This is a genomic window from Paraburkholderia sp. A3BS-1L (genome assembly GCF_051125215.1).
Lineage (GTDB): Bacteria > Pseudomonadota > Gammaproteobacteria > Burkholderiales > Burkholderiaceae > Paraburkholderia.
Window position 1 is genome coordinate 2,964,152 of record NZ_CP120442.1, and the last position, 12,025, is coordinate 2,976,176.

Annotated in this window: 10 protein-coding genes and 1 riboswitch; of the genes, 4 read left to right on the forward strand and 6 right to left on the reverse strand. The window is 68.1% G+C overall.

Features of this window, described 5'->3' with window-relative positions; all coding sequences use genetic code 11:
• Positions 1 to 56: 56 nt before the first annotated feature.
• The 4 genes from thiE to P5W99_RS13540 form a co-directional block, all read right to left on the reverse strand.
• Positions 57 to 1,166, reverse strand: coding sequence for a thiamine phosphate synthase (thiE, locus tag P5W99_RS13525; protein WP_421024892.1), 1,110 nt, complete (start codon positions 1,164 to 1,166; stop codon positions 57 to 59).
• Positions 1,163 to 1,978, reverse strand: coding sequence for a thiazole synthase (locus P5W99_RS13530; RefSeq protein WP_421024893.1), 816 nt, complete (start codon positions 1,976 to 1,978; stop codon positions 1,163 to 1,165). Before P5W99_RS13530 ends, thiE begins: the two co-directional genes overlap by 4 nt.
• A 76-nt stretch (positions 1,979 to 2,054) precedes the next feature.
• Entirely contained in the window at positions 2,055 to 2,252 is a 198-nt protein-coding gene (gene thiS / locus P5W99_RS13535; RefSeq protein ID WP_028218467.1) for a sulfur carrier protein ThiS, read from the reverse strand.
• A gap of 125 nt (positions 2,253 to 2,377) precedes the next feature.
• Positions 2,378 to 3,520, reverse strand: a complete 1,143-nt coding sequence (locus P5W99_RS13540) for an FAD-dependent oxidoreductase (RefSeq protein ID WP_421024894.1) — start codon at positions 3,518 to 3,520, stop codon at positions 2,378 to 2,380.
• A gap of 262 nt (positions 3,521 to 3,782) precedes the next feature.
• Positions 3,783 to 3,887, reverse strand: a riboswitch (TPP riboswitch).
• A 264-nt stretch (positions 3,888 to 4,151) separates the two neighbouring features.
• Here P5W99_RS13540 and P5W99_RS13545 point away from each other — a divergent pair.
• The 4 genes from P5W99_RS13545 (at position 4,152) to P5W99_RS13560 (ending at position 9,658) form a co-directional block, all read left to right on the forward strand.
• Positions 4,152 to 5,909, forward strand: a complete 1,758-nt coding sequence (locus P5W99_RS13545; RefSeq protein ID WP_434661118.1) for an ABC transporter ATP-binding protein/permease — start codon at positions 4,152 to 4,154, stop codon at positions 5,907 to 5,909.
• The gene (locus tag P5W99_RS13550; protein WP_421024896.1) at positions 5,906 to 6,679 is read left to right on the forward strand and encodes an SDR family NAD(P)-dependent oxidoreductase; all 774 of its coding nucleotides are present in this window, start codon (positions 5,906 to 5,908) and stop codon (positions 6,677 to 6,679) included. Before P5W99_RS13545 ends, P5W99_RS13550 begins: the two co-directional genes overlap by 4 nt.
• A 245-nt stretch (positions 6,680 to 6,924) precedes the next feature.
• Entirely contained in the window at positions 6,925 to 8,229 is a 1,305-nt protein-coding gene (locus P5W99_RS13555) for an MFS transporter (RefSeq protein ID WP_421024897.1), read from the forward strand.
• A 52-nt stretch (positions 8,230 to 8,281) separates the two neighbouring features.
• Positions 8,282 to 9,658, forward strand: a complete 1,377-nt coding sequence (locus P5W99_RS13560) for a D-amino acid dehydrogenase (protein WP_421024898.1) — start codon at positions 8,282 to 8,284, stop codon at positions 9,656 to 9,658.
• A gap of 17 nt (positions 9,659 to 9,675) precedes the next feature.
• Here the strand turns inward: P5W99_RS13560 and thpR are convergent, their stop codons facing one another.
• Positions 9,676 to 10,233 carry an RNA 2',3'-cyclic phosphodiesterase gene (thpR, locus tag P5W99_RS13565; RefSeq protein ID WP_434661120.1) on the reverse strand — a complete coding sequence of 186 codons (558 nt, stop codon included), beginning with the start codon at positions 10,231 to 10,233 and terminating at the stop codon, positions 9,676 to 9,678.
• 229 nt (positions 10,234 to 10,462) lie between these two features.
• Positions 10,463 to 11,929: a glutamate synthase subunit beta gene (locus tag P5W99_RS13570; RefSeq protein WP_421024900.1), complete on the reverse strand. Its 1,467-nt coding sequence runs from the start codon at positions 11,927 to 11,929 to the stop codon at positions 10,463 to 10,465.
• Between the last annotated feature and the right edge of the window lie 96 nt (positions 11,930 to 12,025).

Below are 12,025 nucleotides of genomic sequence, written 5' to 3' on the forward strand. Positions count from 1 at the left end.
GCGCGCCGGCCGGCCCGGAACGAATCCGGCGTGCGGCCAGCGGCGAAGCGGGCTAATTATTGCGTAAACGCGTTGCGCAACGCAGCAACCGCGGCAGCCGGGTCGGCGGCCTCGGTGACGGCGCGCACGACCGCCGCGCTGGGCGCGCCGGTTGCGAGTACCGCGGGCAGCGCGGCAAAGTCGATGCCGCCGATGGCGACCATCGGCACCACGCCGTCGAGCAGTTGCACGTAGCGCGCCAGACGCGCGAGCCCTTGCGGGGCCGTCGGCATGGTCTTGGTCGTGGTGGCGAACACGGCGCCGCACGCGATGTAGCTCGGCCGGAAATGCAGCGCGGTGAGCATCTCGAAATAGCCGTGCGTCGACAGACCGAGGCGGATGCCCGATGCGGCAAGCGCGTTCAGATCCGCCTTGCGCAGATCTTCCTGGCCCAGATGCACGCCGTACGCGCCCGCGGCCATCGCCGCCTGCCAGTGGTCGTTGATGAAGAGCTGCGCGTCATGCTTGCGGCCCGCCGCGACGCAGCGCTCGATCTCGCGCGTGAGTTCCGGCGACTTCGGCTGCTTGCTGCGCAGCTGCACGGTCTTCACGCCGTAATCGAGCACGCGCTCGACCCAGTCGGCGGTCGGCAGCACGGGATAGAGGCCGAGCTTCGCGGGGCACGGCGCGAACGGCTGCGCGGGCGCATCGGGCAGGCCGAGCACGCGCGGAAAACGGGCGATGTCGATCGGCCATGCGTCGTCCTGCTGCTCGTCGCCGTCGCGCCAGGCGAGCGCCAGCACGAGCGCATCGTGCGGATCGAAGCCGCAGTCGAGAAACGCCGCCAGCGCCGGGATCCAGTCCTCCGCGAGCGTGCCTTCGAGTGCGTAGCGCTCGCCGCCCAGATGCAGCGTGGCGCGGCCCGCCGAGGGCGTGCCGGCCGCCTCGATCACGCCCGCGCCATTGGTCATCCAGCGCGCGATGTTCGCGAGATGCGGCGCGGCGTCGGTCACGACGATCAGGTCGCCGCCATTGGGCGTGTCGGGCGGCGTCAGGCACAGGCGCCACGGCGCGTGCGTGGGCTGCCAGTCGCCGAGGCGGGCGCGAATGCGCTCCGCCGTTTCGGTGAGTTCGTCCGCGGGCGGCCAGAACAGCTCGCGATCCTTGATTCGCAGCGTTTGGGTCATTGCTCGCCTCCATCCTGATGCCAGAACGGCATGCCGACCACGGGCGTGCTCGCCACGGCCGCCTCGCGCTCGGCCATCGGTCCGGCGAGGAACGCGGTGCGGCCCGCCTCGACGCCCAGCGCGAATGCGCGCGCCATCGCCTCGGGGTGCGTGGCCTGCGCCACGGCCGTGTTCAACAGCACGCCGTCGAAGCCCCACTCCATCACTTGCGCCGCATGCGACGGCAGGCCGAGACCCGCATCGACGATCAGCGGCACGTCGGGCAGCCGCTCGCGCAGCACGCGCAGGCCATACGGATTGATCACGCCCTTGCCCGTGCCGATGGGCGCACCCCACGGCATCAACGCCTCGCAGCCCGCATCGAGGAGGCGCCGGCCGATCACGAGGTCTTCGGTGCAGTACGGCAGCACCTTGAAGCCGTCCTTCACGAGGCGCGCGGCGGCTTCGATCAGGCCCACCGGGTCGGGCTGGAGCGTGTAGTCGTCGCCGATCAGTTCGAGCTTGATCCAGTCGGTCTCGAAGACTTCGCGCGCCATGTGCGCAGTAGTGATCGCCTCGTTGACCGTGAGGCAGCCCGCCGTGTTCGGCAGGAACGGCACGCCGTGGCGCTTGAGCAGATCGAAGAAACCGGCTTCCGCCGTGCCGTCATTCATCTGGCGCCGCAGCGCGACGGTGATCATGCCGGGGCGCGCGGCCTCCATCGAATCGGAGAGCGCTTGCAGCGACGGATAGCGCGAGGTGCCGAGCAGCACGCGGCTCGCGAAGGTTTCGCCGTACAGCGTAAGTGCATCGGCGGTCTGATGATGGGTCATGGCTTGAATCCTGGGCAGGTGGCGGCGGACGGGCGGCGCGCGCAAAGCGAGCAAAGCGGCGGGATCGCGTGTGCGATCAGCCGCCGGCCACCGGGCTGACGACGTCGAGGCGGTCGCCCGCCGAAAGCGTGCGCGCACCGTGCTGGGTGCGCGTGACGAAATCGCCGTTCACGGCGACGGCAAACGGCGGACGCGCGCCGAAGGCGGCGAGCGCATCGGCGACGGTCGCGCCTTCGGGCAGCGTGAGCGGCTTCTGGTTGATCTGAATATCCATGGCAATTCGTCTGACTACGTTGTTTCCGGCAAGGCGCGAACCGTGCGCCTCGGCTCCTGTTTGTGGTGTCGCGCTCGCGGCTTTCGCTTGCGATCGGCTCCCGAGCGCGCTCGAGCCGCCGCGGTTCAAGCGGGCTCGTGGGCACCCTGCGGCGCGTGCAGCATCGACGCCCAGCGCGACTCGCGACGCAGCGACTCGAAGGCGTCGGCATCGGCGAGCTGGCCCGCCAGCAGCGCCTCGGCCACGCGCACCGCTTCGTCGGCCACGGCGGGCGCGATCATGAAGCCGTGGCGATAGAGTCCGTTCACGCGCAGCGTCGTGCCGCTCCCCCGGCCGTCGTCCCGCCCACCGTCCCAGATGAGCGCGGGACGATGATCGGGCAACGTCGGACGGCACTGCGAATTCAATTCGAGAATGCGCGCCTCGCCAAAGGCCGGATGCACGGCGAACGCCGCGCTCAGCAATTCGAGCGCCGAGCGCACGCTCACGGGCGAGCGGTCCTCGCCCTCGATCTCGGTCGCTCCGATCACATAGACATCGTCCTGCTTCGGTGCGATATAGAGCGGATAGCGCGGATGCAGCAGCCGAACGGGCCGCCTGAGGCCGATGCCCGGCGCATGCACGCGCGCCACCTCACCGCGAATGCCGCGCAGCGCCGGCAGCGCGGGCTTGGCGCCGAGGCCCCGGCAATCGATCGTCACGCGCGCGCGCGGCAGGTTCGCGTCATCCACGCTCGTATGCCAGTGCGTTTGCACGCCGCGCTGCGCGAGACCCGCTGCCAGCGCCGCCAGCGCCTGGCGGTTGTCGAGCTGGCCTTCGCCGGCCAGCAGCCAGCCGCGCGCGAAGCGCCCGGCGAGCGCCGGTTCCGCGGCGTCGATCTGCGCGGCCGCCAGCGTCGTGAAATTGGCGTCGGCCAGCGCACGCGGCGCGTTCGCGCGCACGCGGCGCTCGAACAGCGGCGCCTCGGTGCGATCGGCGTGGTGCCAGACCACGAGCGTGCCGTTGCGCTGGAAAAACACCGGCTCGGGCAACTCGGCGAGAATGCGCGGCCAGGTCTCGAGCGAGGCCATGCCCAACTCGGTGATCAACAGTTCGGCGACGGCGGCCTCGGCCAGCGGCGCGAGCATCGCCGCCGCGATCCAGGCGGCCGACTCGCCGCCCTCGGGCCCGCCGCGCTCATAGAGCGCCACGCGATGCCCCGCGCCCGCAAGACGCCATGCCACGAGACGTCCGCATAGCCCGCCGCCGAGCACGGCGAAATCGGGCATCGCGGACGCAGACGCGCAAGCACCGGCAAAAACCGGGGAATGATCAGAATAAGGTGTAGAAGAGACGGTCATCGTATCCTTTCCGTACGGCAAACAAGCATGCGTACCCAAGGACGAAACCGGCTGGCAAGGCCGGCCGTGCAAACGACGTGAAGCGCAAAACCCGACATGCGCGGCACGTGCTGCCCGGCGGGAATCTGGACGCCTGAATGAACCCGGCCGAATCGAACCGACCGGTCGAACTCATCAATCATGACGCCAGCAAGACTTTCCGGAAACTTCCCGCGCCGGTATTACCCGGATCGGGTGCGAAGGGTCTCTCTCAGCCTCACTGCGGTATACCAGTGAAGCACCCCTGTTTCGTCAGCGGTCATTAGACCACAAAAGCCGCGCACGCCGCAAACCACCACGGGACGGCCGGCCATTTCCGCTCTGGCACAATGCCCAAACCGCGGTGAATCGCCCAGCTCGCACGGGCGGTGAGACAATGTCGCACCCCAGTCGCCCGGACGCCGCGCGCTGGCGATTAAGTCTTGCTTAAGCGCTTCGGGACACAATCGCTGCGCCCCGGCGCTGCGTGCGGCGGGTATCGTCTATTCCGGCCGCGGGCCGGCACAACATCAGGACGCACATGACCAACCTCACTCCCCGCGCCACGCCGGATCAGAACGAGCATCACAAGATCACGGCCTGGAGTCTGATCAAGCCCTACTGGGTGTCCGAGGAACGCTGGGTCGCCTGGGGCCTGCTGGTGGCGATCATCGCGATGAATCTCACCGTCGTGTGGATCAACGTGCAGCTCAACGACTGGAACCGCGACTTCTACAACGCGCTGCAAAACAAGGATGCCAAACAGTTCCCGCATCTGCTGATGATCTTCACCGCGCTGGCGTTCGGGTTCATCATCCTCGCGGTGTACGGGCGGTATCTGCGCCAGATGCTCGGGTTTCGCTGGCGCCAGTGGCTCACCACGCGCTTCCTGAACGAATGGCTCGGCCAGGGCGCGTTCTACCGCATCGAGCGCGACCGCCTCGCCGACAACCCCGACCAGCGGATCAGCGACGACCTCCAGTCGTTCGCCACCACCACGCTCTCGCTCACGCTCGACCTGCTCTCCACTGTCGTCACGCTGGTCTCCTTCATCATGATCCTGTGGTCGCTCGCGGGCGCGCTCACGTTCGCGGTGGGCGGCACGCCCATTACGATTCCGGGTTACATGGTGTGGGCCGCCGCGCTCTACGCAGTGTTCGGTTCGCTCGTGATCCAGAAGGTCGGCCATCCGCTCGTGTCGATCAATTACCAGCAGCAGAAAGTGGAGGCGGACTTCCGCTTCGGCCTGATTCGCCTGCGCGAAAACGCCGAGCAGATCGCGCTCTACGACGGCATGGACACCGAGCGCAGCAACGCGCAGGGCCTGTTCCACCACATCCGCGACAACTGGTGGCGCGTGATGAAGTACACGAAGCGCCTCACCTTCGTGCTGAGCTTTTACGGTCAGATCGCCATCATCTTTCCGATCGTCGTGGCCTCGCCGCGCTACTTCGCGGGCGCCTTCACCTTCGGCGTGCTGATGCAGATTTCGAGTGCATTCGGCACCGTGAGCGACTCGTTCTCGTGGTTCATCAACAGTTACTCCACCCTCGTCGAATGGCGCGCCACCGTGAACCGTCTGCGCGAATTCGTGCGCGTGGTGCACTCGCCGCGCCTGAAGGAAAGTGTCTCGCCGGCCACCGAGCACGGCGGCATCAATCTGCATTACGTCGACAACAACGCCCTCTCGACCACGCATCTCAAGCTCGCGCTGCCCAACGGCACGCCGCTCTCCGAGGTGCGCGACATCGCCATCAAGCCCGGCTCGCGCTGGCTCGTGCGCGGCCCCTCGGGCGCGGGCAAGAGCACGCTGATCCGCGCACTCGCGGGCCTCTGGCCGTTCGGCGAGGGCTCGATCGACGCGCCCGTCGACGCGCGCATGATGTTCATCCCGCAGCAGAGCTATCTGCCGATCGGTACGCTCAAGGCCGCACTCACCTACCCCTCGCCCGCCGACGACTACAGCGACGAAGACTGTCGCGAAGCGCTATGCGCATGCCGTCTCGAAGACTACGTGGATCGCCTGCACGAGTCCGCGCACTGGACCCGCGTGCTCTCGCCGGGCGAGCAGCAGCGGCTTGCGGGCGCGCGCGTGCTGCTGCACAAGCCCGACTATCTGTTCCTCGACGAAGCAACGAGCGCGCTCGACCCCGACAACGAAAGCCGTCTCTACAAGCTCTTCATGGAACGACTGCCGAAATCGGCGATCGTGAGCGTGGCGCACCGCGAGTCGCTCGCGGCATACCATCCCGAGACGCTCGAGATCGAGCGCACGCCTGAGGAGCGGGTCGCGGCGTGAGCGGCGATACCAACACGCGCGTCGTCCTGATCACGGGCGCAGGCTCCGGCATTGGCGCAGCGCTCGCGCGGCGCCTGGCCGCGCCCGGCGTCGCGCTGATGCTGCACGCGCGCGGCGCCGATGACGCGGCGCGAGCGCGCCTCGCCGCCGTTGCCGCAGCATGCGAAGCGCAAGGCGCGGCCTGCGCGACGGCCTGCGCCGATCTGGCCGTTGCAGGCGCAACCGAGCAGCTCGTCGAAACAACGCTCGCGCGCTTTTCGGCGCTCGATCAACTGGTCGCCAATGCGGGCCACGCGCAGCGTCAGGCGCTCACGGCTCTCGAGCCCGACACGCTCGCCGCCACCTTCGCCTCGATGCCCGCCGCATTCGCGGCGCTGGTGCGCGAGGCTCGGCCTGCGCTGGTGCGCTCGGCGCACGCCCGCGTGGTGGCGCTCAGCTCGTTCGTCGCGCACCGCTACCGCGCCGATGCGCCGTTCGCCGCCACTGCGGCCGCCAAGGCCGCGCTCGAATCGCTCGCCAGGAGCGCCGCCGCCGAACTCGCGCCACACGGCGTGACCGTGAACTGCGTGGCGCCCGGCTACACCCGCAAGGACGCGGGCCCGTCGCCCAAAAACGCGCCGGCCTGGGCGCGCGCCGCCGAGGCCACGCCGCTTGGCCGCGTGGCCGAACCCGCCGACATCGCCGAGCTCATCGCCTTTTTGCTGTCCGACGCCGCACGCCATATCACCGGCCAGACGATCCACGTCGACGGCGGCCTGACGCTGGGCTGAGGCCCGGCGCAACGGGCTTCGCACACCGCCCCGAAGCCCCCCGGGCGAGGCGCCCAGGCAGGCATCACTTGCCCCACCGCACGCCCCGACCTTCAACTCCCCTGCCCGCGAATGCCTTTCGCACCGTAAAATAGCGCCGTTCGAGCGCCTGCTGCGATGCCCGCCCCGCCGGACACCGCATGCGCGACTCACCGCTTCACAGCTTCATGGGTCGTTGCGCGCACAACAAATATGGGGACGGCACAATGGGATCTTTCCAGTGGTTCAGGGAGCTGAACGAGCGCGAGCGGCGCACGCTCTACGCCGGCTTCGGCGGCTATGCGGTCGACGCGTTCGACTTCATGATCTACTCGTTCCTGATCCCGACGCTCATCGCCGCCTGGGGCATGACCAAGAGCGAGGCCGGCATGATCGCGACGAGCTCGCTGATCTCCTCGGCGCTCGGCGGCTGGCTCGCGGGCATCCTCGCCGACCGCTACGGCCGCGTGCGCGTGCTCCAGTGGACCATCGCCACCTTCGCGCTCTTTACATTTCTGTCCGGTTTCACGCATTCGTTCTGGCAACTGCTCGCCACGCGCACGCTGCAGGGCATCGGCTTCGGCGGCGAATGGTCGGTCGTGACGATCATGATGGCCGAGACGATCCGCTCGCCGCAACACCGTGCGAAAGCGGTGGGCACCGTGCAGAGCAGTTGGTCGTTCGGCTGGGGCGCCGCCGCCATTCTCTACTGGGCGTTCTTCGCGCTGCTGCCCGAGCAGTACGCATGGCGCGCGTGCTTCTGGATCGGCATCGTGCCCGCACTGTGGATTTTCTACGTGCGCCGCAACGTGAGCGACCCCGAAGTGTTCCTGCAAACGCGCCGCGCACGCGAGCGCGGCGAAACGCACGGCCATTTCCTGCAGATCTTCGCGCCCGCGCACCTCGCCACGACGCTGCTCGGCAGCGCACTGTGCACCGGCATGCTGGGCGGCTACTACGCGATCACCACCTGGCTTCCCACCTATCTGAAAACCGTGCGCCATCTGTCGGTATTCAACACGAGCGGCTATCTGGTCGTGCTGATCGTCGGTTCGTTCACGGGCTATATCGTCGGGGCCATTCTGTGCGACAAGATCGGCCGGCGCGCATCCTTCATCCTGTTCGCCATCGGCTCGTTCGCGCTCGGCATGGCCTACACGATGCTGCCGATCACCGACACCGCCATGCTGCTGCTCGGCTTTCCGCTCGGCATTGTCGTGCAGGGGATCTTCGCGGGCGTGGGCGCCTATCTTTCCGAGCTCTATCCGAATGCGATCCGCGGCTCGGGCCAGGGCTTCTGCTACAACCTCGGGCGCGGCCTCGGCTCGTTCTTCCCGATCCTCGTGGGCACGCTCGCGCAGACCACGGCACTCGTGAAAGCGATCGGCGCGGTGGCCGGCGCGGGCTATCTGCTCGTGATCGTCTCCGCGCTGTGCCTGCCAGAAACGAAGGGCAAGGCGCTGACCGACGATCCCGCAACTGCGACCGGCAGCGAGTCTGCCCGTCCTTCGGCGGACCCCACTGCACAATGAGCGCGAACGTGGTGCAACACCGTCCGTTCCCGCCCCACTCACTACGACCGGCATGAAAACGATTGTCCTCGGCGCCGGTGTGATCGGCGTCGCCACTGCGTATTACCTGAGCGAACGGGGCTGCGACGTCACGGTGATCGAGCGCGAGCCGGGCGTCGCGCTCGGCACGAGCTTTGGCAACGCCGGCGTGATCGCGCCGGGGTACGTCACCCCCTGGGCCGCGCCGGGCATGCCGGCCAAGCTCGTCAAGTACCTGCTCAAGCCCGCTTCGCCGCTGATTTTCCGGCCCACGCTCGATGCCGCGCAATGGCGCTGGATCGCGCGCTGGCTGCGCGAGTGCGACCTCGAGCGCTTTCGCATGAACAAGCAGCGCATGCAGCGCATCGCCTACTACAGCCGCGCGTGCCTGCACGCGTTTCGCGCGCAGCATGCGTTCGAATATGGGCGCAGCCAGGGCTACCTTCAGATCTTTCGCAGCGACTACGACGTCGAACTCGCCCAACCGGCGCTGGGCGTGCTGCGCGACGCGGGCATCGCCTATCGCGAACTGGACGCCGCAGGCTGCGCGCAGATCGAGCCGGGCCTCGCGTGGTCGAGCTTGAAACCCGTGGCCGGCATCTATCTGCCCGACGACGAGGCCGGCGACTGCGCACGCTTCACGCGCGAACTGCGTGCCGTGTGCGAGACGAGCGGCGTGAAGTTCGTTTTCGACACCGAAGTGCTCGCACTCGAAGCCATCGGTGGCCGGGTGAGCGGCGTGCGCGTGCGGCCCGTGCCCGGGCGGCGCACGGCGAACAACCGCCGCGAGCTGCGGGAGCAGCGCCGCGAGCAACGCCGCGCGCCCGCCGAAGTGCTGCGCCCCGCGGACTTGAACGAGGTAGCCGATACCGAGCCGCAAACGCTCGCGGCGGACGCCGTCGTAGTGGCGCTCGGCGTGGAAAGCGCGGCGCTCGTCGCGCCGTTCGGCGTGCGGGTGCCGCTGTATCCGGTGAAGGGCTACTCGGCCACGCTGCCCGTGGTCGACGAGCAGAAAGCCCCGCGCGCCGCACTCATGGACGAATCGCTCAAGACCGCCATCACGCGCTTCGGGCCCTACCTTCGCGTGGCCGGCACCGCGGAGCTCGGCGATCACCGCACGACGCTGCGCGAGCAGGCGCTGCAAACGCTCATGAAAGTGCTCGACGACTGGTTTCCGCACGCGGCCACGCCTTCTTCCGCGCAGTTCTGGGTCGGACGCCGGCCGATGGTCCCCGACGGCGCGCCGCTGCTCGGCCGTTCCGGCGTTCAAGGGCTGTGGCTCAATGTCGGCCACGGCTCGACCGGCTGGGCGATGTCGATGGGCTCGGGACGTGTGGTCGCCGATCTGATCGCCGGACGCAAGCCCGAGATCGATCTCGATGGGTTGACGCTGGAGCGGTATCGACGCTAATTGCGGCGTCGAGCGGGTTAGACCGCCACGCTCGCGAGCGCCTCATAACGCGCGCCCTGCCGCGCGAGCGTGCTCGAATACAGCACGAGCGAAGTAAACCGCAACGGCGGCAGCGCCGGCGCTCCGTTCTCATGCGGCCCACCGCGCGCGTCGCGCGCAAAACGCGCCAGCGTGATGTGCGGCCGGAACGCGCGCGCATCGAGCGGCAAGCCCACCTCGCCCATCAGGGAGCGCACCCGCCAGTCGAGCGCCGTGAACGCATCGGACATGGCCAGCACGGCCACCATCAAGCGCGGCTGCGCACGCCCCGGCCAGCACTCGATCCTGGTGACGGACGCGGGCGGGAATGGAGACAAAGGCGGCACCGTACGCTCGGCGAGGCGCGCCGCGAGCGACTCGCCCTGCGCGAACGACATCGCGCCAATGAACGCCACCGTGAGATGCAACTGCGCATACGGCACCCGGCGCGCGTTGGGCGGCACGTCGAGCGCGGCGAGTGCGTCGCGCGAAGGCGCATCGGGCGCGAGCGCGACGAAGCAGCGCCGCCATTGATCGGTCTCGCGGGCTTCGGACATGATCGGCAGGCCTCGGGATGAGGAAAACCGCCCCATGGTAGCGCGCCTGCCAGTGTTTGCTGGCCTTATGCGCTTGCGCCGGCCCGCGCAGCGACGGCCCACCTCGACGGAAGCCAGCGAAAAAAAGCCGGACCACCCTTACAGGCGGCCCGGCTTGACGGTGTTTACTGCGTGTTGCCCACTGCGGCCAGCGAGGATCGCTCGCCGGCTTGAATCTACTCAACCCATCTCAGCGCGGCAGCTCCGAGCTGCCCATCAGGAACGCGTCGACGGAGCGTGCGCACTGACGGCCCTCACGGATCGCCCACACCACGAGCGACTGGCCGCGGCGCATGTCGCCGGCGGTGAAGACCTTGTCGACCGACGTGTAGTACGCCTTCTCGCCTTCGGTCGCGGCGCGCACGTTGCCGCGCGCGTCCTTCTCGACGCCGAACGCTTCGAGCACCGGCGAGACCGGCTGCGTGAAGCCCATCGCGAGCAGCACGAGATCGGCCTTCATTTCGAACTCCGAACCCGGCACTTCGACCATCTTGCCGTCCTTCCACTCGACGCGCGCCGCGATCAGCTTCTCGACCTTGCCGTTCTTGCCTTCGAGGCGCTTGGTAGCGACCGCCCAGTCGCGCGAGCAGCCTTCCTCATGCGACGACGAGGTGCGCAGCTTGACCGGCCAGTACGGCCACACGAGCGGCTTGTTCTCTTCCTCGGGCGGCTGCGGCAGCAGCTCGAACTGCGTGACGCTCTTCGCGCCGTGGCGGTTCGAGGTGCCCACGCAATCGGAGCCCGTATCGCCGCCGCCGATCACGACTACGTGCTTGCCCTTGGCCAGCAGTTGGTCCGGCAGCTTGTCGCCCGCGTTGACCTTGTTCTGCTGCGGCAGGAACTCCATCGCGTAGTAAACGCCTTCCAGCTCGCGGCCCGGCACCGGCAGATCGCGCGGCGTTTCCGAACCGCCCGCGATCACCACGGCGTCGAACTGTTCCTTCAGTTCGGCGGGCGTGATGGTCTGCTTGGCCGTATTGCCAATGTGCGCCGGCAATTCGCCCTTGCCGATGAACACGTTGGTGCGGAACGTCACGCCTTCGGCTTCCATCTGGCGCATGCGGCGGTCGATCAGCCACTTCTCCAGCTTGAAGTCGGGGATGCCGTAGCGCAGCAGGCCGCCGATGCGGTCGTTCTTCTCGAACACGGTCACATCGTGGCCGGCGCGCGCGAGCTGCTGCGCGACGGCGAGGCCTGCGGGGCCCGAGCCGACCACAGCCACTTTCTTGCCCGTCTTGTGCTTCGCGACTTGCGGCGCGACCCAGCCTTCAGCCCAGGCCTTGTCGATGATCGCGTGCTCGATCGACTTGATGCCTACAGGATCGTTGTTGATGCCGAGCGTGCACGCCGCTTCGCACGGCGCCGGGCAGATGCGGCCCGTGAACTCGGGGAAGTTGTTGGTCGAGTGCAGGACTTCGATCGCGCTCTTCCAATCCTGGCGGAACACGAGATCGTTGAAGTCCGGAATGATGTTGTTGACCGGGCAGCCGTTGTTGCAGAACGGGATGCCGCAGTCCATGCAGCGCGCGCCCTGGACCTTCGCGTCGGCGTCGGAGAGCGCCGCGACGAATTCCTTGTAGTGCTTCACGCGCGTGAGTGGTGCTTCGTACGCCTCATGCTGGCGCTCGAACTCGAGAAAACCGGTTGCCTTGCCCATTTGGTTCTCGTCTATCTCTATCTAATTCGGTGAGGGGACCGCGCCCGCCGCCGCGCGAGTTGTCGTAACTCATGTCGCGCGGCGGGCGCTCCTTCG

What these genes read in the sequence shown, in the direction of transcription:
- thiE (WP_421024892.1), bottom strand. Translation starts at nt 1,166, where the DNA reads ATGACCCAAACGCTGCGAATCAAGGATCGCGAGCTGTTCTGGCCGCCC.
- P5W99_RS13530 (WP_421024893.1), bottom strand. Translation starts at nt 1,978, where the DNA reads ATGACCCATCATCAGACCGCCGATGCACTTACGCTGTACGGCGAAACC.
- thiS (WP_028218467.1), bottom strand. Translation starts at nt 2,252, where the DNA reads ATGGATATTCAGATCAACCAGAAGCCGCTCACGCTGCCCGAAGGCGCG.
- P5W99_RS13540 (WP_421024894.1), bottom strand. Translation starts at nt 3,520, where the DNA reads ATGCCCGATTTCGCCGTGCTCGGCGGCGGGCTATGCGGACGTCTCGTG.
- P5W99_RS13545 (WP_434661118.1), top strand. Translation starts at nt 4,152, where the DNA reads ATGACCAACCTCACTCCCCGCGCCACGCCGGATCAGAACGAGCATCAC.
- P5W99_RS13555 (WP_421024897.1), top strand. Translation starts at nt 6,925, where the DNA reads ATGGGATCTTTCCAGTGGTTCAGGGAGCTGAACGAGCGCGAGCGGCGC.
- P5W99_RS13560 (WP_421024898.1), top strand. Translation starts at nt 8,282, where the DNA reads ATGAAAACGATTGTCCTCGGCGCCGGTGTGATCGGCGTCGCCACTGCG.
- thpR (WP_434661120.1), bottom strand. Translation starts at nt 10,233, where the DNA reads ATGTCCGAAGCCCGCGAGACCGATCAATGGCGGCGCTGCTTCGTCGCG.
- P5W99_RS13570 (WP_421024900.1), bottom strand. Translation starts at nt 11,929, where the DNA reads ATGGGCAAGGCAACCGGTTTTCTCGAGTTCGAGCGCCAGCATGAGGCG.